The sequence below is a fragment of the Vibrio sp. genome (assembly GCF_984391705.1).
Genome location: NZ_CFHWOM010000011.1, coordinates 57,474 through 78,422 on the forward strand (window position 1 = coordinate 57,474; position 20,949 = coordinate 78,422).

The window sequence follows — 20,949 nt, forward strand, 5'->3', positions numbered from 1 at the left end:
CAATTAACCGTAAGTTGAAGGGATCTGAGAACGATTGAGCATAGCCTCAGATTGAATCATTAATTGAATATCAGCTTTCATCAGGTACCCATCGCGGCTGCGAGGACCATCCAACGGTGCTGACATACTTTCAATCACACAACCACTCAGCACGACATTGCGACCAATGTTGACCATGACAGAGCTAGGAACTCGACCGACCGCATTACCATCCCCTACAGGGTTGCCGACAGGAGAGATCGCGTTGACTTCAGGAGAGAACATCCGCTCTAACTCCATAATGGCGTCTTCCACTTCAGCTTTAGGGTCAGATAACGCATACAGCGAAAGCGTTATCGGGAATGCATGAGGTTGGTTGCCCTCCCAAACCTGACGGCTTGAGAGGGTTGTGACTGACGTCATGCCATTGGTAGCGTCGGTTACAGCACCTGTCTGTAAAACGCCACCGGCTTTACTGAATTTAGAGCCGACAGAATCGCCCTCGAAAGGGCTATTCCAGTTGGCATTCAGCTCTTTTGCGGTGCCTTCCCCAATGACACCGACAACGCAGGTATTACCCTGCTTTATCCAGCATTTGAGGTATTGGCTGACTTTCGGATCGTTGTTCCCAACGGTCCTCGCCCCCGCTGATTGCCACACTTTCGCCATTACATGTTACGCTGACGACGGGCTTTCATTGATTTGGCACGTTTACGTCGCGCACCTGAGTTATTTGCCTTGCGGCGAGCCTTCTTCAATGCAGCTTTCTGAGCCGAAGAGAGGCGTTTTTTCTTCAGGGGCTTTTTAATGACTTTCACCTTGCCATTACGGACCACTCGCTGAGTGGCATCGAGCACAAGCTTGGCTTTTACTGCATACTCGGTGATCAACTCATCGTCTGATTTCTCATTCTCAGATAACTTGTCGTTCAGGTAGGTATGTAGCTTCTCACCCGCTTCTTCACTTTCGCTGTCAATAAAGCTTTCAACATTGGCAGCATTCGCGCCTAGTTCCACCAGCGAGTCCGCTGCCATGGTTAAGATCTCGTTGAAAAGTTCTTCTTCCGGCTCAGTAACTTCGCCGTCTTCATCCAAATCAGCAAGACCGGCAACGATAGCTTCAAAGTTTGAATAGCTGGCGTCATTGTCTTCCAGCCATGTCAGTGCTGCAGCCATTGCGTTAGCACGAATTTGCTTTTCACCTAGATCGTTACTGGCATCATCCAGAATTTGATCAGGGATAGTGTATTCGTTACTCTGAGGCTTCTTAGCAGCTGGCATAACGCCAGCTGAATCAAACACAGGATCAGAACCACCAAATGGATAACCTGTTCCGTACATATTTACTCCATTACGCCATTAAGCGAGGTTGAATTGCGATACGACGCGCCACACCGGTTTGAGCGTAGGCAACTTCAATGTGCCAGTAATCAATCTCAACTTGTTTAAGTGTGATACGGTAAGGGTTTTTGCCGTCTTTATTCGGATTGCGAGGCTCAACGAACGCGCCGGCTTCATAGCGCTTTTTACAGATCTTATCTGCAAGTTCTTGCAAGTTCTCCAACACAAAACCATCAGGCTCGAATTGAACCACGGCAGCGGCTTGCAAAAACTCATGACAAAGGTCATTGAGAATTGCCGTTGTGTGCTCAAAGCGAAGATAGTTGTTCTTGTGCCAGATATTCAGACAGTCATTAATCACCTTGCCTTTTGCGACAGGGTTAATGCGAGCTTTGACCAGCTCAGTTGGTTGCAGCTTGCCTGTTAGATGAAGTGGCTCAATACCACGACGATTGATTGTGCCGCGTTTTTCGCCGGCTGCGGTAAAGTGCGCACCTTTGACTGCAGCGTGACCTGTTGGCGTTGCAAAGCACTTGGCTTTTGCAGCGGTAGCCGCACCTGATAAGCCCCATACACTCTTACCGCCGTACCATTCGTCGGTAGCTTTGTATGGATAGTGGAAACAAGACGCTTGATAAGACTCAAGGTTTGCATCTGCCAGCCACTGCTTAGCTGCAACTTCTGTTAACCATGGCGGCACATCGAAGCGGAATTGCGCCAGACGACCATCAGCAATGGTGATCATGTGAGCAATCGCTGCTGGCTCGTAGTTACCCGCTGCAAAACACAGATTGAAGTCAATATCATCTGTCTTTAGCAAGTCCCACGCTGCTTTCCAGTTATCCAGTGTTGGATCGCCGCCATTGGTACCACCTTCAAAGGCTTCTTCGCTGGCTTTAACAACAGAGAAGTCCACGGTAGTAGCGATTTCTGCACGGAAACGAGACGCACGCTCTTCCAATACGTTTGGCAGATAAGCCGTGAGACCTGAATCGTCCACATCATCCACACTCACGCCTACAACGTAGCTTTCGCCTTGAATGGATTGCCACTCGCCACTGATTTGCTCTTGGAACGAGAGAGTGAATCGTTCAGTCGCTGAATCGACGTCACTGATCACCATGCGGCGCTTAGTTGATGGGTCGCCATCTACAGGGTAAACCGCTAACCAATGACCATTGGCGAGACTTAATGAGGTGCCGTAAGCATGTGATGATTTCACCGCAGCACCTTCTGCCGCTGTTGGTAGCGCAATAGATGGGTATTTCGCATCATCCGCTACAACACGGATAACGTGACAGTACTGCAGATCATCAAGTGCATCTTTCAGCTGGCGTAAACCTTCTGCTTTTGTGCCTTGATTCATTGGCAGTGGACGACCAAGTAGATCTTCCCAGTCTTCTGCCGTTGCAGTGATGACTTTACCTACTGGTCCTTTTGGTGCAATAACAACACACGCACCTACTGCGACATCGCCGCCACCAGTGGTGTAGTTGTTATCAATTGGCGGCAGAACGGCAATACCCGCCGCCTCGGTAATAAATTGGCTGATCATTCCAGACATGCTGAATTACTCCGCTTTAAGTTTGATTTCCACCCACGGCTTGTCAGCAAGAGCGGTTTGAATAGCGACCAACTCTTCTTTGTCTGTCGTGATTGGTAGATCTTTGCAATGCCCGTCGATAGCCAGAACGCTACCGTCAGCACGCAAGATTTCGTGACCAGATACGCTGTTGTTAGTCAGCAAGACGTGAAGCATCGTCTCTTCTTCCGGTTCAACCTGCTCAGTACCTGTGCCGGCATTGCCTTCTGGTTGAGCGTCCGTGTCGCTGCCGTCACCGTCGTCAGTATCTTTTTTATCGCCAGTGCTTTCCGTACCAGCTGAATCACCAGTGCCTACATCACCTGCACCTGTGGTTTCAGTGTCGTCAGTTACAACAACTTCGGTATCTGTTGTTTTATCGCCAGTACCTTCAGCACCTTTGTTATCTGTTGTTGACTTACGAGTACGGGTGTTTGCTTTTGTGGTTGCCATAGACAAATTCCTGCTTAGTTAAATGACATAGGCGCCGCTACAAAGCAGCGCCCAGTGGAGCAATTACGCTTTAGGGATAACGCGCAACCACATGAACCAGTCACGACCGTTGTGAGGGTGAAGGTCACGATATGCCAGCTCATAGAGCGTGTTTTCGTGCTTCAGGTTGCGACCGATGCTGTGTGCGTAGTTGATTGCAGAAATTGCATCACCCGCCACATAACCTGCGTCACCGTGTTCACGACCTTTCGCATAACACAGGATTTTCCATGGGTCAGGCATGTGAGGGTCTTCTTTGAACTTGTAGCCAAAGACGGTACCGACATAATGCGGTTGTGGTAGCTGGCGATAGTTAGGCGCATATACCATGTGTGGCGCACCTAGCGACTTGAGCACACGAGACGCTTCACGACCTGCAACCAGACCAACCAGACCGCTACGTTTCGTGCGGTTCATCAGCTCAGTTGAGATTGCCAACAAAATGGTTTGAATCATTTCGTAGTGTTGGCGGTAAGACAGACCAGACGGAATAGTAAGATCAAACGTCTTCTCACCTTTTGCGTAGAAATAGATATCGTTTAGGCGTTTGCGGTCTTTGTCCGCAGCCATTAGGTTACGGGCTGTTGCCAGCTGCATACCTGCGATATCAATGTTGTATTCACGCTTACCAGTGAACTGAGACTGAATCGAGTTAGAGCTAACCAGCGCCGATTCGTGCGGGAACAGTTCATAGCTGACCATTTCGTGTTCAACGGTCGGGATAAGTGACGGGTCTTTCTCGATCGAGATATCCGCAATGGTGTGGATCTCAATACCGGTCTTAGGTGCTTTCGAGAATTTCAAAGCAATCACACCAGTTTGATAATTCACTGTGCCCGTAAATGTTACCGTGTCACTATCTGCGTCAACGAACTTACCGAAGATGCCGCCTTTACCGTCATCACCGCCTACTGGCATACGATCAACAAGAATGCGCACTTTACCTTTGACGAACGGCATAGTTTTAGAAACCGATGCAATATCAAAGTTAAAGTTCACTTCGGTACCATCGCCGTTACCAATCAGGTGACGTTGGTCCATAGACGAATATTGACCGTTGAAATCAACGTCAATCAGGTCGCCTTCGGTTAGATCACCAAATGTAGAGCCAGCAACACGATTGATACGGAAGATTTCAGACTTGTTATAGTTCGCAGGGATGTGCGTCACCATATCATTGGTGATCATCATCAGTTGAACTGGCACAACCAGAGCAACCATACGGTTACGTTGGATAATGCCTTCCGATGCACTCATAGAGCCATCACCTGCGCTATCGAGAATAGCTTTTAAGTGAGGGTTGTCTGTGTTCGGGTCCAGCATGTTTGAAATGCTGTTGTGCATTGACGACATCAGTTCTGCAGACGGCATTTCACCGTGCATTGCATGGTAGTGACGAACAGCATTCGCCGCAGAACCTGCAATCATGCTCGACATTTCGCCTGCATTATCGAAGATGGAGCCGTTAAGGCTTTGAACAATAGCTTCGTTGCGAGCTGCACTGTCGGTGATGATCTCACCGTTCTCCATTTGAGGATGGATAATGTGCTGCGCAAGCTGTGAAGCATTGTCGTTGATGTTAGCGACCTGTTCGCGGTACGCCTGTTCTGTGCTAGGAGTTCCCATTGTCTCTTCCTTATTGGACTTGCGCACCGGCTTTGGTGCTTCAAACATGGTTTTTCAGCGAAGAGGCTAACAAGAGCGCTAATACCCAGCATCAACACAAAAATTTTAGTTTTCAGGAGAGGGATAATCAGTGCCTCTAATTGACACAACCGATTTTTAGCAAGTAGGGAAAGCACAAAACAAAAGGGCGCAATCCCTAGAATTACACCCTTATTGACATAACGAGATTATATTTAATTTAAAGCAATGGGATTTATTTGATTTTCGCCATTTCCCCACCGTATGAGCCACCGCCTTTTACTTCCACTTCTGACTCGCTCACTATGGTGTCGATAATGCCTTTACTGACAGCTGTCCAAAACTTAGCGCCTACCGCCTCTTGTGCTCGTGGTTTGAATCCTGCAGCTTCTAAGGCGTCCATAATGTTTTCCGCCATAGTGGACTCTTGTCCTTTCAATGCCATGCTAATCTCCTGTAAATACGGTTTGTGAGCCTTGCCCGTGCGGTACACCGAGAATAATGCACGAGTCACACGCTCTGAATGTGTTCTGATCGCCTTTGCCTTGGTTGAAGTGAACGCTTTTCGCATCGACATGAGCGCTACCTTCAACCTTTATCTTCCAGAATCCACCAACACTTTCATTCAGGTTGGTTCCTGCATGGTTTTCCATGGCTCCTGTGGTTGAGTGATGGCTATCGCCTTCAACGTGCAAAATGGAGTTACCCCGAGCATCAAACTCAAAAGCGGTCCCTGTCGGCATGTGGGTTACGCGATATACGCTGCCCTTTTCCACCTCGAACATCATGCCGTGCAAGATATACACTTTGCTTTCGTGATAGCCCTGAGGTGATGGCTTTGGCTCTTTATGGCTGCGCTTATGCTGGTAACGCCCCTCTCCTTCAAACGCTTCAGGCGGTAGGTTCGGAATACCATCAGGGTTATGATGTACAGAGCCAGTAATGCGAGGTCTGCGAGTGTCTTTCTTGCCGTGTGTGTAATACGGGAAGTCTACCCAAACCAGATCGCCAGTTTGAACCGGTGTAAAGTCACCTTGCCCAACACGAGCACCGATTGGTAGCTTGTATGTCGCCCACGGCAGTTTGTCGTCTGGCACGTCATCAAAAACACCAAACACACGCACCTGTACGCGCATTTGTTTATCTGGGTCCTGCACACTAACCACCACGGCTTCTAGCTCTGGGCGTTGTAGCAGGAGATCGGCTGGATTGTCCATTGAATACCCTTTAAATACTTAATTAGTGTTTATCTAGTATCCCTTTGATACGGTTGTAATACTTTTTACCTTTGTAGCTATGCGCTGCGAGACCAATCACAATCAGTGTTGGCAGGCTCTCATCTATCGGTCTTTCGAGATCTGAACGGTTCCAGACAATCTCTATTACATCCCCAGCTCTTAAACCGCCATTTCCAAGCATATAAGCGTCCAATACAGGGATAGGGATCTTACTGAGGTTATCCAATACAAACTTGCTGGTTACGCCTGAGTGCTCAATAGGCGCTGCAGAGTACTTGCCGGAATACACCATGCCTTTCTTGTCATCCCAACCCACGAAACGACGCTGTATCAGATCTTCAATCAATGAGCTGTCATTGGGTAAGGTGTACTGCGCAATCTGGTATTGCTGGCGAGTGTCGTTGTAGTGGTAAAGGTACGTTGGTGCTCGTTCCTGCAGCTCTTTCAAGGTGCGAAATACCAGCGTACCGCGACGGATAAACACCAATGCGCCCAGCTCTTTTGCCATTTGCCTGATCAGACGTGACGGACGCTGCGCCGGCAATAAGTGGAAATCCAGCCTTATAGGAAACGTACCTACATCTAAGGGCAGATCAGGCACAAGCTGACGTAACACCTTGCTTACTGGCTCTTTAACGAAAAATCGGGCGTTAGGGGATGGCTGCTTTAGATCATGGAGCGACTTTAAAAGTAGGTTAAAGGTAATGGTACCACCTTCACTGGCTGGCATAGTCATGATTACCCAATCCGTTTCCCAGTTAAGCGCATCTTGATTGACCGGATCGGACAGTACCACGGTAAACACGGCTCTTTCTTTGATGGCTAGGTCATCACGTAAGAACTGTTCTTTGTCGTCGTACTCAATGATGAGCTTAGGACCGTCTAACGTTGTGGTTTCAACGAACGTCGCTTCGATAAGAAAGGAGAGATCTAACTCTTCGCGCTGATCGCCACCATGATAGACAATGGACTGGACTAATTGGTGTTCATGCCTGCTCACACAAACACCTCTTCAAGCGGTCTGAACTCTACCATCCAGCGGATAGGGCTAATGTGTCCTACACCTTTGCCATACAAGATAGGCGCGTTAACTGTGTGCTCAACGTCAACGGCATAAAGGCGACCATCCGCATAGTTGTGGCTTAGATTATTGGCTTCAATTGTCTGAGAGTCTTCTATGGTGATGGGGAGGTCGATATCTTCACCAAATAGCGAATAGGTGACGTTGAAACGATGTCCACCAGCACGACGACGGGCAATATGCATGTGCCAAGCCAGTACTAAGCGCTCTACTGACGCCTTGTCGTTTGCCATAAATACAATGCGATAAGTCAGCTCAAGGTAGCTGATACTGATATTGGTCTTTTTGAGTAGTGCATCATCCCAACCTGTCACGCTCTCTACGAACTGAGCATACTCAGCGGAAGCGCTACGAAAACCAATAGGACGGTAGTAATTGATGAGTGGTAGCCGTGCTGCATTAAACTTACGCTCGCCGTCGCTACCCGTTTGCTTTTGAAACTGACGGATAGCCTGAATAAAGGCTTTAGGTGAGTCGTAATCTCCACGAAACACTTGCTGCTTAGAGTCTCGCTGCAGAAAGGCTTTTACATGGTGCGGACAGCTCTCAGGATCCAGCTCTGCCAATGCGTCAACAATGTGACCACCAAAGGCTACATCGACTGGATAAAAATCGGTAATGTCGTTCTTTTCAATAATCTCGGCCATGGTACTACCCAATAAAAAAAGGGATAACACAACGCTACCCCTTTTCTATTTCGAGATCGCTAACAGGGAAATGTTAGACAGCTGGTTTAACAGGCCAAATGACATCGTCAGGGTTGGCATACGTTTGAGGAAGATCTCTTAACTCTTGACGGTAAGCTGCAAACTCAGATTTCTTTTCTTCCGATAATTGAACATCAGCAACTTGAGTCCAATCCGTTTCTGAAATTAGCTTATCTCGTTTAGCTCGTATTTGCGCCCAATTGTTATCAATAACAGCTTGTTCATAGACTTCTTTTGGAATGCCTAATGCGTGGTACCCATCAGAGGTTACATTGACGAACCTTTTACCATTGTGCTTAATATCAATCATTTTTGACCTCATGAGATGGGTGCATCACGGAAAACGGACGTGTTGTTTGTAATAATGTATTTATCAGACACGAAACTTGCGTCTCGGTCACGAACGAAATGCTGTTTATTCGCCACGTCATCATCGGACAAAGCTACATTTCGGAGTAGTAGTCCTGTGACATTTTCCTGAACTTCCATAACATGAAAGTGTGGCGTATTCCCTGCATCTGCCAACGCTTTAGCTTCATTAATAAATGGGGACAAATCGCAATTTTGAATTTGAACATTAAACTCAGTGTTAGGGCTTGTCCCGCCATTTGTTCGAATAAAACACTGGCGAGCAAAAATATTTTGCTGGTCATATAAGTTGGACGCATTTAAATCTAGAATAATGTCCGTGATATAGAAGCTACCACCATAAGATTGATCTATATTACCAGCCACGGGGTTTACTCCATCTGAAGAACCATCATAAGTAACGGTTAATCGTGGTGTGTTTAAGTGATTCGCATCGGTCATCCCACGAATCCAAACAAGAGCATTTGCTGGCGGCATTAACTCTTTACCAATAGATAGAGCATAATCACCCAATAGTCGTACTTCATAAGAGCCGCCAGGGATCATTTTTAACTGTGCCGATTTTAACGTTTTAAGTGGCTTGCTCTGAGTGCCTTCATTTAAGTCACTGCCTGCATTTTGATCCACCCAGAATACTGCCCCAATGGTTCCACGAATGGTGTCAGCGAAGCTATTCGCCACATCCGCTACAGTCTGATCAATCTCTTCAATTTTGTTTTCAACCGTCTCTGTTAAACGACGATTACTCTCGACTAACGCCTGAAAGTCACCCATGGCAACCCCCCATACTTTCATGTTGTTTACGCATTGGTTTTCCCACTTAAACGATCTGCTGAATCGTTGTTTTGTTTAGTGATGGCATCAACTGCCGTCATTAGATCCTGCTTAAACTGCTCAAACTCCAGTGCGGAAACCATACCGGTTTGAGCTTCCTGTTTGGCGTTGGCAACTTGCTGTTCGGTTGCCAGTTCGCCATAACGCTTAGGAGCCGTTGCCATGCTTAGCCCTGCGTTGTAGTCAGCGTCACGCGCACAGAAACGGGCGTAACGCTGGCATCATGCGGTTGTGGGCGGAAATGTACGCCCTTTGACTTCAATTCAATGGTGAAGCCTACCGCGAGTTTTTTGGTGATATACGCTTCCACCAGTGGATTACCTTCTACAATGGCTGTAGCCATATAGTCGGTTGCCAGTGGATAGCTTCCCATTCCTTCTTGTACAGTCAGAAAATCATAAGTACCTGCCGTGCTCGAAATGGTGATAGTTTTCTCTTTCAGCTTGCGCATTGAGTTCACCAGATTGACGGTTTCCTGCATCTGCTGCAGTACATCCGTATCGGTCTGGTTTAACTGCTCCAATGCTGCATTGATAGTTGCTACCTTGGCAGCAATATCCGAGTCAGTAGCATAAGTGGCATCAAGTGCCGCTATCTTGTCTTGGCTGTTCTTGATCGCCGTTGATAGCGTAGTCAGGTTCGACATAACGACAGAAAGGCGCTGGTTAATGGCAGTTGCCATATCAGCGTTCTGCTGCTCGTTCTCTGTGCGTATAGTTGCCAGCTCAGCGTTAATAGAATCACGCAATGCAGCCATCTTGCTGTTGATCTCAGCAACCTGAAGACTGTGCTCAGTACCTAACTGTCCAAGAATCAACGACACCGAGTTAGCAAACGAAGTTAGTTTGGCATTCACATCATCACGTAGCGTCTTAGCGGTACGGTTCAGAGACTCGTCGTTAACCTCATCCGAGGTAGATACTGGCGTAAAATCGACAGAAGCCGGCGCAGTCACTGACGGCACCGACACTTTGTTTTGAATAGGCTGAGTAGTGATGTCGCTAGGAGACGGCGCCGTTACGGTCGAATCATCAACACCGGTAATAGGTGTTAATGTAATGTCGATGGGCGTATTAGGATCGGTACTCATTCATCGTCCCCTTTGAAGACATCAAAAATATCGGCAATGGCACCTACTTTCTCTTGAAGATCCGTTGCCTGTTTGTTCAGGTTCTGCTCGTTGACTTCATCCTGCTCGCTTACCGTTGGTACTGGCTGGCGTAGGGATTCAATCTGTTCTTTGCTGGCAGCTTGCGCCAGCTTGTTTACCACACTGGTTAAGCTTGGCTCTGGGTGTGGGTTTGGTAAGAACTCAATCGGCTCGCCGGCTTCTGGCTCAAACTTGTCAGGTAAGAAGTCACTGCCTACATCAAACGGCATTAGGTGATACTTAAAACCGCCAGAGCCATTCTTACCGATGGGTTCAGCCTTCACGATGTAGAGTAAGCGCACCTGTATCTCTTCATCTGCGATTTGCTCTTCAATCCAGATAACGCTTTGCTCGGGCACGTTTGGCTCTTTAAGCAGCATCTGAAAAACTTCTTCGCCTTCGTCGGTACCATCACCAAACGCCAGCATTTGAATAGAGCTACCATCATTGGGCAATTCTATGGCTCGTGTTGGGGAGGGGCTACTATAAGAAAATGTTTCCTCCCGAGCCTCTAAGTTGCCAACAACATCACTTTCATCAATGTGCTCCAAGGCGTTTAGTTGCGCTTTAAAGAGCAAGCAATCAAACGCATTAGGGTTAATGTCTAGTGTCTTCTGAAGATCTGCATAAATTGGTTCAAATACGCGCCTGCGGTCTATTGGGGTTATTCTTGTCATTACAGGTCCTTAGCCAGCTTCTGTGCATCAGCTAGTGGTACTTTGTTCATCTTGGCGAAGACTTTCACCGCACTGTCACGGTCTGCGCCGTACATCTTGGCTCTATCCAGCTCAGACCTGAGCAATGCCTTTAATTGGTCACGGTTCGCGCTCTGAGCTTGTTTCTGACGCTGCTCTATTGCCTTTTTCGCTTTGGCTTTACTGGTTGAGACTTTCGCCTGTTGCTTGCCTAGCTGTTTACGCAACTCAGCGACTTCTTTTTCCAGCTTCTTGATGTACTTCGGATCCTTGATTTGGCGTTTAAAGACTCGCTTAGCCTGCTTCATTTTGTTGATCACTTGCATAGCGGCAGCTTTGTCCACATCACGGGGACGGGCACGCTCTAATTGCTCGCGGTCTTCTTTGGTTAGGAATGAGTCTGTATTGTCACCTGCGAAGCCTTCCTTCTCCGCTTGTGCCTGCAATTGTTTGGCAAGCTGAGCCTGTATGGTTGGTGACTTCAATGCCCCCAGCGCTTTTAACTGGTGCTTACAGCAACAACCTGTCAGTTGAGGGTTTCGGATCTTCGGAAAGTCTTTTTCATAGGGAGCGATAGCAAAGTTGCCGGCAGTGGCAACATAGCGGTACCAGAATTGATAACGCCCACACTGACAGTCAATGGAGACATTACCTAAACAAATGCGCTTGATAGCGGCTGTCCAGCTGCGTTGCGTCTGGGTTAACTCTTCCATCCAGTTTTCTAACCGGATACGCACCTGATAGCTATCTTCACCATGCTTACCCGATGCTGTGACGTTGAAGTGCAGTAAATCACCACGGACCTTATAAAGCCGTGCGACTTTGATTTCTGTATTGGCGCGTTGAACGTCGATTTTACGAGATGCAACAATCAGCTGATCCAGTGGTGCGCCACGAGTACGCCCCCATTTCTTTGATGTGGATTTACGAGCCTTATCAAACGCTCGCATATCATCAATCGTAAACGGATCGCCGCCTTTCTTAGAGCCGAGCAACACCGAGTGATAAAGTGGTAGATCACCAGTACGAATGGCTTCACGAATGGCAGATGGTGACAGCGTTCTTCGGGCATACTGACGCTCTGCCTTTTGATTTCGGCGCCGTTCGTTAAAGTCTTTGTCCTGACTGCGGACATTTTTGGTCATTTCTGGCTGCTTCATACGCCCTCCTGCTCAAACTGGCAGTAATAGCGAATGCGAGTTCTTACCCATTTAATGGTTGGCAACCGGATCAGGCTACCGGCTTCAAGGTATTCCCGCATATCATCAAGACCTGCGCACACGGCAACGATTTTCTTGAGGCTTTCTGTGCCGTAATAACGAAGAGACACCAGCTCAGGCATACGGATTTCATCAATAGAGACTTCCCACTCTTCCCACTCAAACAAACCATCACGCAATTCACGGTAAAAGCGAGCGCGTATCAGCTCATCTTGGATATTCAAAGGGCTTAGGCGTGATAACTGGGTCATGCATCCCCCATATCGCGCTCAATGGTAATACGGCGAAGTGTTGAGAAAACCGGATCGTCTTCCTCTACGTCAATAGCATCCAAAAAGGTATCAAGATAGTTCTGGTTGACTTGGTTGAACTCACACGCAGCCAGCACACAAAGCAGAATTGCACGCTGATAGCCAGTAAATGAGCTGTGGTCGATGTCATAACGATAGCGACCACGGTCATCTGGCATGATGTTCACACTAGAATCTCGGATCCAGTGGCGTTCTAACCCTTTGTTCAGTACCAAGCAGCCGATTTGATGGCTATCGCTTACATCACCAAGGCGAAGTAAGTTGAAATAATGGTCAAACGCAATGCTCATATAACCACGGCGCTCTGTTGGGTCCGCTTCTTCCAGTAACACCTTGTGGGCGTACTCGCTGAAATCGTCTCCGCGCTCTTCGACTATCATGTGATAGCCTTCCTCGTGCTTTTTCTTCAGGTCACGCTTGAGCTTTCGCTTCCATGTACCAAATGCACCGGAAATCTTTTCGAGCTTGGCGATCACCAACAGGTCGTCATTAAACACTGCCGTCGCTTGAACCTGCTCTTTACCCAGCAAAGTGACACAAAATATTTTCTTCTGTGTGCTCATGGCTTCGTCTCATCATAGAAATGAGGTCATGATGAACGCTGGCGAACATTGCCGCAGCAACAGGGAAATATTGACGAAAGATATTGCTTTGTTTTGCTTATTTGCTCGTTGTGACAATTACAGGCTTTTAAACCATGAAAGCCCATTGTTTTGATGGGCTTCGCTAATTGCTTTAAGTGAGTTGTGTAAATTAGATAAGGTTTTACTTTTGTAAAACATATTTTTGTTGTTATACTTCGGTATAACACAGAGAAGAAGGAAACCAACACATGACCGCTGTTGTAATTCGCCAGTCTGGCGGCGCTAACATCGTTAGCATCCCTAAAACCATTGTTAAAATGCTTAGCTTGCACGCTGGATCAAAACTGGACCTATCCGTTCAGGATAACAGAATCGTGCTAACTCCAGTTGAGGAAGAGCTAACGCTGGAAGCCTTACTCGCTGAAAGCCCAAAAGAGTGCTTTGCCATTACCGATGAAGACAGAGAATGGATTAATGCTAAGCCTGTTGGCAAGGAAGTGATTTGATGTACGTACCAGATAAAGGAGACATTGTTTCACTCGACTTTGATCCGAGCGCAGGAAAGGAAATCATGAAACGTCGTCCTGCGTTTGTGATCTCTCGTAAAATGTTCAATGAACACACTGGATTTGCTGTTGTAGCTCCAATCACTAGCACAGTGAGAGGTATGAAGCTGGAAGTCGTTTTGCCTGAAGAGCTATCGACACAAGGCGCCATCCTCATTCACCAAGTTAAATCTCTCGATTTCTCTAACCGTCAGGTCAAATTCATAGAGAAAGCCCCACAAGCAATCACCGACAAAGCCACTGAGCTTACAAAAGTGATTATTTCGTAATAAGTGGTCGCGCTATGAACAACAAATTTGACGATATTAAACACCCGCCTCACTCTATCGAGGCGGAGCAATCCGTGATTGGTGGCTTGCTTTTAGACAACGAACGTTGGGAATCAGTAAGCGAGCGATTGACGAAAGCTGACTTCTACAGCCGTCCTCACCGGATTATCTTTGATGCTATAGGCTCGTTATTTGATAGCAGAACGCCCGTAGACCTTATCACCTTGTCTGAGCGCTTGGAGCAAAGAGAACAATTAGATGATGTTGGTGGGTTTGCGTATCTGGCGGACCTTGCCAAAAACACACCTAGTGCAGCCAACATCCTTGCTTACACTGACATTGTGGCTGAGCGTTCTATGTTGCGCCACATGATCTCTGCTGCAAATGAAATCGCTGACGCCGCATACAATACGCAAGGCAGAAAACCAGAGGAACTGCTCGATCTTGCAGAGAAGAAGGTGCTTTCTATCTCTGAGGCTCGCATCAAAAGTGACAACGTATTTGATGGCAAAAGCCTAATTGCAGAAACGATGGCGCGATTCAAATCCAGCAAGCGCAACAGTATCACCGGAATGAGAACGGGCTTTGATGAGCTTGATGCCATGACGCTAGGCTTACAACCGTCAGACTTTGTTGTGGTAGCGGCTAGACCATCGCATGGTAAAACCACCATGGCGCTAAACATCTGTGAAAGTGCCATCATGGAAGAAGAGAAACCCGTGTTACTTTTCTCTCTTGAAATGCCAAAGAGTCAGATCATGGATAAGCTCGTCTCTTCACTGTCTCGCGTTAGCTTAACCAGCATTAAGACAGGGCAGCTAAATGAAGAACAAGAGACACAAGTCGGCTCTGCACTTGGTCTGCTCGATTGGAAGCCGAACTTTTACATTGATGATAGTGCAGGCTTAACGCCGACTGAAATGAGAGCTAAAGCTCGTCGTATTGCTCGGGAGCATGGCGGATTGTCGATGATAGTTGTTGATTACCTACAGTTGATGCGCGTACCAGCACTAGCAGATAACCGTACTTTGGAAATCTCTGAGATCTCCCGTTCACTCAAAGCATTAGCGAAAGAGTTAAACGTTCCTGTGGTTGCCTTGTCGCAGCTTAACCGCTCTTTGGAACAACGCCCAGACAAGCGCCCTATCAACTCAGATTTGCGTGAATCAGGCGCTATTGAACAAGATGCTGACCTTATCATGTTTATCTACCGTGACGAGCTGTACAACGACAGAAGCAAGTACAAAGGCACCGCAGAGATCATCATAGGCAAGCAGCGCAACGGTCCTGTCGGTAACATTACGCTTCGTTTTGATGGCGACATCTCTCGCTTTGACAACTTACAGTAGGGGCGCAAAGCCCCTTCAATAGAATCGCAATGTACCGTCGTCAGTCAGCTTAACGGTCATTTCTTCAATCTTCTTGGTATCTGAGAGCCAGAATAATTTCTGCTCCATCTGTGGCAGATCGCCAACAAGCGACATCAACATTTCCAAAGGCATAAACACGTACTCAGCTGGGCGCCCATGCTCGTGCTTAAATCGCTCGTGGTTTTCTTTAAGGAGAGTTAAATAAGGGTTGGTATTCTTTGCCAGCTCATACGCTAACGGGCTGATCTTGTGATGTACACTGCCAATTGTGCCAACGTTCGCATGTTCTGCTTGTTTCATTGCCGTGGCAAGCTGCTGACCTAGTTGTTCTAATTTATCCATGTCCGTTCCTTTCTACTCGATAAAACGGACTTAGGGTGGCATTGCGCTCACCCTGTCGCCACAACAAAACATTATAATCAAAGCTCTAATTTCTTTTTATCCGATGGGTAACACCCGTTAGCTTTGAAATATTCATTTTTCTTTAGAAGCATAACTCCATAGCATTCACGGCACATAGATTCTGTGGACTCTCGACCGTTCAGTACTTGCTCTATAAATTTTTTGGTTCTCTTACAGTATCTGCCACATACACAACGACATTGCCAAACCCCTTTCCCCAGATACCCAATAACCTTTAATCTACCGACAATAGAACCCGTTAGATCTGTAAAAGCGGAGTCATCAGGTATCGGTTGGTGTTTTCTAGGAGCCTCCCAAAACTCAACATCGACCAGTTTATCTCTGTTTTTTATGTTAAAAGTGGAATGCTCAGGCGCTTTTTGAACAACCAAAGCAGCTTGCTTATTTACAGGTCTCAGCCTCAATGTACTTTTAAGAGTCATTCCCTTTTAACCTCCTTTAATTTTCGACTGAATCAAGCACCATAGGCTTACGTTGACCTTTTTCAAAGTAAGCAATAATGGCATCACCAGACTCAAACTCTAACGTCACTAGCTCAGGCGTCAGATCTCGATCATCAATAACCAAAACATAGCCATTTCCCGCTTTGTTAATGATGTAGTCAACAACAATGCCGTCGCGCTCTTCAACTTCCAGCTCAAGCGGGTCAAACTCATTTTCAATTGACGGCAGTTGCTTCTTCAGAGCCACTGAGACATTGGCAAGCTGAATCGTGTTATCACTCATAATCATCCTCATAAACTGATCTACCCTTACTCGGGAAGCTCAATACATTAAAACCCACATCCTTTAGCCAGTACGCTATTGGCTTATAAGCTGGCTCATAGAAAAACGGACCGCCGCCGGTATCACACCAAGCACCAAACATCACGTTTGGTCGCTCAAGTCCTTTCGACTCAATCGTGCGCTCACCTTCGAATAGGAAATAAGCCTTGCGGGTCACATCCCTTTGCACTCGAATAGCATTAAACTCATCACGCTCGGATATTTCACGCTGAAGTGCTTGCGCCTCATCTTCAGTCATTGATTTGGGCACCAGAACGGTGCCAAAAATAGTGATACTCATAAGGCTCTCCTTTAGCCAAGCACAGGCAAAATACTCACCCTTTTAAGCTCTTCCAGCTCAACATCTGTCAGCTGAAATGAAATCTCAGGCGGGGTTTTAGTAGAGTTGTCCATTTTGAACATCACCACATTCACACCACCTTCGTTAAGCGGATAATGATGAAACGCTCCGGACTTAGGCAGCTCTATTGTGAAACCGGCACTCCCTTCGATAGTTAACCCCATAGGTGTGTCTGGGGACTCTTCAACGATCTCTAAAATAAAACCTTCAAACTTATGTTTCATAGCTTCCTCGGTGATCCTAATTGTTATCCATAAATGACAAGCAGTACTGTTCAAACTGGTAAAGCGCTTCATCATCAAAGCGACCTGAATCACGCAGCCCCATCATTTCTTGAAACAAATGACGATTTTTATAGTCAAGATTGACGTAATCATGCAGGTGAGCTATTCGCGGTGTTTCCGTTCTACGGTACCAGTTAGAAAAAGCGGTTGTAAAAAATGTTCTTGCGCGACCGCCATCTTCGATAGCCTCGCGTATATCTGCTAGAACATCCTCAAGTGGACGAGCCTTAGTAATCGTCTTTGGCTCTACGACCAATGAGCGAATAGACTCTAAAATCTTCATCTGATCAAGCTTGCTGTATTTTGGAAACTGCTCCTGCAGCTGTACCAAGCAATCATTCAACATAGACTCTTCAAAAGTAGCGTTCATAATCCCTAATCCTTGTATTGATTTACATTAAATATAGCACTTATTAAGTATTAGTTAGATACCTATCTAACACTATTTAAATATTAGTTTAATATCTTCTATCCGCCTCCACCTCCCCAATTCATAGGGGCTGAGCGTGTTTTTACTCGACTATGAGCCATTGCACCATCACGCGCTAATATTGCCCTACCATATCTAGCAACCATGGTACCGCTAGACCATCGTCCAGACTGTTGGATCTGTAACGTGTTATAGCCCTTTTTGAGTAGGTCTTGTGCTGCACCTACACGCGCACTGTGAGCAGTAAACGGCTTTACACCCTGACGTTCTAGGTCCAGCGCTTGCCATGCTGAATAGAACACACCCTCAACCGTTTTGGTTGTAATGGCTTTGTGCAGTAGCTCTTCAGTATCTTTGTCTTTCTTCGGCTTGATGCAGGTATTGTGCTTTGATACACCCACAAACAAGAAGCCATCACCACTCATATCCAGCTTGCCAGCTTCGGTGTAATCCATAAGCAAACTAACCACATCCTGACTGAGAATGCAGGTGTCCGGCTCGCCGCTATGGTTTGTCTTGGTGATAGGAATGGTTAACACTGCGGTACCATCCCCTGCTAATTCCATGTCACTAACTCGAATATTTGCCAGCTCAGACGCCCGTAACATGGACTCATACGCAACCGCCAACAACGCCAAGTTACGACGCAGCAACAGCTTATCGCTTCGGTACCAGAGCGAGGTGAGTTTCAGTAAATGCTGCTCGTTAAATGGTGAAGCCTGCTTAACGACCTCACCCTCCCTCACTTTCTTTCGAGATATGGCTTTGAGTCGGTCTTCTACATAAATATCAAGGCAGGGATCGGGACAGCCGGCGACACGGTGAACACGGGAGATAGCCCAGCGATACACCGACAACGTATTGCGGTGCAACTGTTCAGCTCGCTCAATAAAAAACGCTTCGACGGTATCCGGTGTGGCAGGCAAAGAATGTCGATGATTTGCCAAGCACCAATCCACAAAGCAAGTCCACGCACTTTCCAATCGACGCAAGGTATTAGGCGAATAGCGCTCTTCCCTTTTCTTGAACTCATTAAGCAGGTGCTCGAACGCTGCCTTGAATTGTTCGTTCTCGGCAACGTTGATCCCTTTCTTCTGTGCCGCTTGGATCGCGGTTCTCACATCGTCCGGTCTGACGCCGGAAAAATCCCCCAACAGGGAGAGTTGATTTTCTATCATGCTGGCAACGTGTAGTGATGGATATGCAATCATATTGATGGAAAGCGGGATAATTGTCAATTTCTGAGAATGACAGTTCTCAGAAATTGAGAGCTAGGCGGGTGTTTTTTGACCGCTCGCAAAGTGACACGGTAACACTTTAAATATTAAGTTTTGTTTGGGCGTTTCTTGGTGGCAATAAAAAACCGCCCGAAGGCGGCTTATTGATGATCTTGGTTAGTTAGGCAGGCAAAACATGGTAATCGGACACGGGACCAGACGGCAATGCCCCCACAACCGGAATACGGCTCAAATGGGTTTTCAATGTCTCCCGTAAGGCATACCCCGCCCCCATGGTATTGACGATCACCAAATCATAACCGCCCTGTTCGTACTGATCTTGAATCCGGCATGTGGCATCGAGAACGGTTTCACTGTCTTGTATTTCTGCCAGTAACGCCCGTTTAGCACGTAATACCGACGCCATATCACGCACATCAATGGATAAATATTGCTTCTCATTGTTCCCTTTCCGAAATAACAAAAAGGCTTCACCAGAACGAAGTGGAATATTATTAATGACAGGCTGAGACACAAACCAATAACCGACAATCTTTGAAATGGAATAAAACAACATGAGAAACACTGACAGGCTTGATATTAAGTCATAGCCTAAATCAACACTCCATAATAATTGCTTTAATGGCTCCTTGTCGGGAATGAGAAATAAAGCCAATGCCATGACCAGCAAATAAGAAAGACTGAACTCTTTAAACAGCTGGAACGACTTCACTTGTTCTTTGTTGCCAAACAAACCCACACACAAATAGACGCTCAATGTCATGAAAAACCATGACATCAGACAGAATGAAATGACCTGAAGTATACTCATCGTGATTCCCTATATTGACGATATCTTAGCCAATATAGGCGGATTGACCGCCTATCCGTACAACACAACTTTGTTGTCAAAGCCCGAGCAATTCTGCCGCTTGGGTCTCGGTTAGCTTGAGCTTATATTTGGGATTCAAGAGTGCCCGAATGGCAAAGCTATTGTCTCTGTAATTACCTTTTGCGATCTGCACTCGGTATGCCTGCACCTCAGCCCACTGGCGATAAGGGCGCACCAACAGATACAGCAAAACATGAAGAGCGGGGGCTAATCCGGCAATCACAGTGCTGGCGATCATCAAAACAGGATCGGCATAGAAGAAATGCAGCCCTGTCCAGCCGACGACTGACAGTGGTAAAAACAGCATCCACCACTGCTTCACATGGCATTTTTCATGCTCAAGCAAGCCGATATCATGCTCTTTACCTTTACGAAGGGTGATAATAAATAGACGGGCGTTACCTGCTTGCCACGATGGCAGTTTGTCAGTGTAACGAACGAAGTACCAGCATTGGCTGAGTTTTGCCTTTAGTGAGGCGAGGAAGGTTTTCATAGATGCTCCTAAGAGTTAAGTGAACATGCTCATTATTCACCGCCGCCGTTTAGCGAGCATCTATACAAAAATGTCAGGTTATCAGCTGTTCTTGGCGTTGCATCCGTAGAAAATGACGTCCTCTTTGGGGTAATCGACAGGACGCCCCAGCACTTCCCTTGCCTTTCGGTTTATCTCTTCAAACGGATAAACGTCAGTGCCCTTGAACTGGTCCCATTCATCCCAGTCGTGCGGCAGCTTCCGGCAACACCAGTGGTCAACGTTGAAGATGCCATGCAGGCACGTATTGCACGGGTAGTTTGACTCGTTGTTATAGCCATCAAGATCACGGGTTAGCTTCAGCTGACGCCCGAGCGGATCATTATCTAATTGAATTTCTACTTCATTGCTCACAGTGCATTTCCTTATTGGTATTTACTTAATACTGAATTAGTACTTATAGAGTATTTTAACGGTATTAAATATTTTCTTTATTTTGCAGTAGCACTTTCTTTCTAAAAGACAACCCAGTGCCAACCAAAGAGCCACCAAACCAAACACCACGACGACCAATATTTAATTTAAAAAACCGGTTGCCAATGGTAATTGAAAAGCTCGCCTTGGATATATTCATCCAGAGAAAGGGCAATACTCTAATTCTTTTTTGATACCTT

General features: G+C 46.7%; 31 protein-coding genes. 3 read left to right on the forward strand and 28 right to left on the reverse strand.

The window, feature by feature from the left end; translation table 11 throughout:
• Nucleotides 1-3: 3 nt before the first annotated feature.
• The 17 genes from AC4MRV_RS09505 to AC4MRV_RS09585 form a co-directional block, all read right to left on the reverse strand.
• Nucleotides 4-648: a hypothetical protein gene (locus AC4MRV_RS09505; protein ID WP_103412273.1), complete on the reverse strand. Its 645-nt coding sequence runs from the start codon at nucleotides 646-648 to the stop codon at nucleotides 4-6.
• Nucleotides 648-1,319, reverse strand: a complete 672-nt coding sequence (locus tag AC4MRV_RS09510) for a hypothetical protein (RefSeq protein WP_103412272.1) — start codon at nucleotides 1,317-1,319, stop codon at nucleotides 648-650. Before AC4MRV_RS09510 ends, AC4MRV_RS09505 begins: the two co-directional genes overlap by 1 nt.
• Before the next feature lie 10 nt (nucleotides 1,320-1,329).
• The gene (locus AC4MRV_RS09515) at nucleotides 1,330-2,883 is read right to left on the reverse strand and encodes a hypothetical protein (protein WP_164368825.1); all 1,554 of its coding nucleotides are present in this window, start codon (nucleotides 2,881-2,883) and stop codon (nucleotides 1,330-1,332) included.
• A gap of 6 nt (nucleotides 2,884-2,889) precedes the next feature.
• Complete coding sequence (locus AC4MRV_RS09520) at nucleotides 2,890-3,354, reverse strand: hypothetical protein (protein ID WP_222714880.1); 465 nt, start codon at nucleotides 3,352-3,354, stop codon at nucleotides 2,890-2,892.
• Nucleotides 3,355-3,417: 63 nt separating this feature from the next.
• On the reverse strand, nucleotides 3,418-5,019 hold the full coding sequence (locus AC4MRV_RS09525) for a DUF8615 domain-containing protein (RefSeq protein ID WP_491187133.1): 1,602 nt from the start codon (nucleotides 5,017-5,019) through the stop codon (nucleotides 3,418-3,420).
• Nucleotides 5,020-5,272: 253 nt separating this feature from the next.
• On the reverse strand, nucleotides 5,273-5,482 hold the full coding sequence (locus AC4MRV_RS09530; protein ID WP_031847564.1) for a hypothetical protein: 210 nt from the start codon (nucleotides 5,480-5,482) through the stop codon (nucleotides 5,273-5,275).
• Nucleotide 5,483: 1 nt separating this feature from the next.
• The gene (locus tag AC4MRV_RS09535; protein ID WP_491187134.1) at nucleotides 5,484-6,254 is read right to left on the reverse strand and encodes a phage baseplate assembly protein V; all 771 of its coding nucleotides are present in this window, start codon (nucleotides 6,252-6,254) and stop codon (nucleotides 5,484-5,486) included.
• A 22-nt stretch (nucleotides 6,255-6,276) separates the two neighbouring features.
• Entirely contained in the window at nucleotides 6,277-7,275 is a 999-nt protein-coding gene (locus AC4MRV_RS09540; protein WP_491187135.1) for a hypothetical protein, read from the reverse strand.
• Nucleotides 7,272-8,003, reverse strand: a complete 732-nt coding sequence (locus AC4MRV_RS09545) for a hypothetical protein (protein WP_491187136.1) — start codon at nucleotides 8,001-8,003, stop codon at nucleotides 7,272-7,274. The genes AC4MRV_RS09540 and AC4MRV_RS09545 overlap by 4 nt, the downstream gene beginning before the upstream one ends.
• Nucleotides 8,004-8,076: 73 nt before the next feature.
• Entirely contained in the window at nucleotides 8,077-8,373 is a 297-nt protein-coding gene (locus AC4MRV_RS09550; RefSeq protein WP_491187137.1) for a tail fiber assembly protein, read from the reverse strand.
• Between the two features lie 8 nt (nucleotides 8,374-8,381).
• Nucleotides 8,382-9,227, reverse strand: coding sequence for a hypothetical protein (locus AC4MRV_RS09555; RefSeq protein WP_491187138.1), 846 nt, complete (start codon nucleotides 9,225-9,227; stop codon nucleotides 8,382-8,384).
• Between the two features lie 5 nt (nucleotides 9,228-9,232).
• On the reverse strand, nucleotides 9,233-9,430 hold the full coding sequence (locus tag AC4MRV_RS09560; RefSeq protein WP_434191928.1) for a hypothetical protein: 198 nt from the start codon (nucleotides 9,428-9,430) through the stop codon (nucleotides 9,233-9,235).
• Nucleotides 9,431-9,432: 2 nt separating this feature from the next.
• Nucleotides 9,433-10,356 (reverse strand): hypothetical protein, encoded by a 924-nt coding sequence (locus tag AC4MRV_RS09565; protein ID WP_046376511.1) that lies wholly within the window; start codon nucleotides 10,354-10,356, stop codon nucleotides 9,433-9,435.
• Complete coding sequence (locus tag AC4MRV_RS09570) at nucleotides 10,353-11,093, reverse strand: hypothetical protein (RefSeq protein WP_031847635.1); 741 nt, start codon at nucleotides 11,091-11,093, stop codon at nucleotides 10,353-10,355. The genes AC4MRV_RS09565 and AC4MRV_RS09570 overlap by 4 nt, the downstream gene beginning before the upstream one ends.
• Nucleotides 11,093-12,271 carry a hypothetical protein gene (locus tag AC4MRV_RS09575; protein WP_164368837.1) on the reverse strand — a complete coding sequence of 393 codons (1,179 nt, stop codon included), beginning with the start codon at nucleotides 12,269-12,271 and terminating at the stop codon, nucleotides 11,093-11,095. The genes AC4MRV_RS09570 and AC4MRV_RS09575 overlap by 1 nt, the downstream gene beginning before the upstream one ends.
• Complete coding sequence (locus AC4MRV_RS09580) at nucleotides 12,268-12,582, reverse strand: hypothetical protein (RefSeq protein WP_031847633.1); 315 nt, start codon at nucleotides 12,580-12,582, stop codon at nucleotides 12,268-12,270. Before AC4MRV_RS09580 ends, AC4MRV_RS09575 begins: the two co-directional genes overlap by 4 nt.
• Nucleotides 12,579-13,205: a hypothetical protein gene (locus tag AC4MRV_RS09585; protein WP_491187139.1), complete on the reverse strand. Its 627-nt coding sequence runs from the start codon at nucleotides 13,203-13,205 to the stop codon at nucleotides 12,579-12,581. The genes AC4MRV_RS09580 and AC4MRV_RS09585 overlap by 4 nt, the downstream gene beginning before the upstream one ends.
• 269 nt (nucleotides 13,206-13,474) lie before the next feature.
• On the opposite strand from AC4MRV_RS09585, the gene AC4MRV_RS09590 reads away from it, so the two are divergent.
• From AC4MRV_RS09590 to dnaB, 3 genes are read left to right on the forward strand one after another with little or no spacing between them, the layout of a single operon-like run.
• Complete coding sequence (locus AC4MRV_RS09590) at nucleotides 13,475-13,732, forward strand: AbrB/MazE/SpoVT family DNA-binding domain-containing protein (protein WP_103412263.1); 258 nt, start codon at nucleotides 13,475-13,477, stop codon at nucleotides 13,730-13,732.
• Nucleotides 13,732-14,061, forward strand: coding sequence for a type II toxin-antitoxin system PemK/MazF family toxin (locus AC4MRV_RS09595; RefSeq protein ID WP_110097046.1), 330 nt, complete (start codon nucleotides 13,732-13,734; stop codon nucleotides 14,059-14,061). Before AC4MRV_RS09590 ends, AC4MRV_RS09595 begins: the two co-directional genes overlap by 1 nt.
• Before the next feature lie 14 nt (nucleotides 14,062-14,075).
• Nucleotides 14,076-15,410 (forward strand): replicative DNA helicase, encoded by a 1,335-nt coding sequence (gene dnaB, locus AC4MRV_RS09600; RefSeq protein WP_481712443.1) that lies wholly within the window; start codon nucleotides 14,076-14,078, stop codon nucleotides 15,408-15,410.
• A 15-nt stretch (nucleotides 15,411-15,425) separates the two neighbouring features.
• Here the strand turns inward: dnaB and AC4MRV_RS09605 are convergent, their stop codons facing one another.
• The 11 genes from AC4MRV_RS09605 to AC4MRV_RS09655 all read right to left on the reverse strand — a co-directional run.
• Complete coding sequence (locus tag AC4MRV_RS09605) at nucleotides 15,426-15,773, reverse strand: hypothetical protein (protein WP_491187140.1); 348 nt, start codon at nucleotides 15,771-15,773, stop codon at nucleotides 15,426-15,428.
• 77 nt (nucleotides 15,774-15,850) lie between these two features.
• Nucleotides 15,851-16,276: a hypothetical protein gene (locus AC4MRV_RS09610; RefSeq protein WP_110097044.1), complete on the reverse strand. Its 426-nt coding sequence runs from the start codon at nucleotides 16,274-16,276 to the stop codon at nucleotides 15,851-15,853.
• A 16-nt stretch (nucleotides 16,277-16,292) separates the two neighbouring features.
• Nucleotides 16,293-16,580, reverse strand: coding sequence for a hypothetical protein (locus AC4MRV_RS09615; RefSeq protein WP_222714889.1), 288 nt, complete (start codon nucleotides 16,578-16,580; stop codon nucleotides 16,293-16,295).
• Nucleotides 16,573-16,920, reverse strand: coding sequence for a hypothetical protein (locus AC4MRV_RS09620; protein ID WP_222714890.1), 348 nt, complete (start codon nucleotides 16,918-16,920; stop codon nucleotides 16,573-16,575). Before AC4MRV_RS09620 ends, AC4MRV_RS09615 begins: the two co-directional genes overlap by 8 nt.
• Nucleotides 16,921-16,931: 11 nt before the next feature.
• Nucleotides 16,932-17,204 carry a hypothetical protein gene (locus AC4MRV_RS09625; protein ID WP_140352454.1) on the reverse strand — a complete coding sequence of 91 codons (273 nt, stop codon included), beginning with the start codon at nucleotides 17,202-17,204 and terminating at the stop codon, nucleotides 16,932-16,934.
• A gap of 16 nt (nucleotides 17,205-17,220) precedes the next feature.
• On the reverse strand, nucleotides 17,221-17,634 hold the full coding sequence (locus tag AC4MRV_RS09630; RefSeq protein WP_222714891.1) for a hypothetical protein: 414 nt from the start codon (nucleotides 17,632-17,634) through the stop codon (nucleotides 17,221-17,223).
• Between the two features lie 98 nt (nucleotides 17,635-17,732).
• Nucleotides 17,733-18,872: a tyrosine-type recombinase/integrase gene (locus AC4MRV_RS09635; RefSeq protein ID WP_110097068.1), complete on the reverse strand. Its 1,140-nt coding sequence runs from the start codon at nucleotides 18,870-18,872 to the stop codon at nucleotides 17,733-17,735.
• 220 nt (nucleotides 18,873-19,092) lie between these two features.
• Nucleotides 19,093-19,743, reverse strand: coding sequence for a hypothetical protein (locus AC4MRV_RS09640; protein WP_164368850.1), 651 nt, complete (start codon nucleotides 19,741-19,743; stop codon nucleotides 19,093-19,095).
• 76 nt (nucleotides 19,744-19,819) lie between these two features.
• Nucleotides 19,820-20,296, reverse strand: a complete 477-nt coding sequence (locus AC4MRV_RS09645; RefSeq protein WP_110097039.1) for a hypothetical protein — start codon at nucleotides 20,294-20,296, stop codon at nucleotides 19,820-19,822.
• An 81-nt stretch (nucleotides 20,297-20,377) separates the two neighbouring features.
• Nucleotides 20,378-20,689, reverse strand: coding sequence for a hypothetical protein (locus tag AC4MRV_RS09650; protein ID WP_012219943.1), 312 nt, complete (start codon nucleotides 20,687-20,689; stop codon nucleotides 20,378-20,380).
• A 64-nt stretch (nucleotides 20,690-20,753) separates the two neighbouring features.
• The coding region (locus AC4MRV_RS09655) for a DUF4236 domain-containing protein (protein WP_491187141.1) at nucleotides 20,754-20,949 on the reverse strand (196 nt) is incomplete at its 5' end.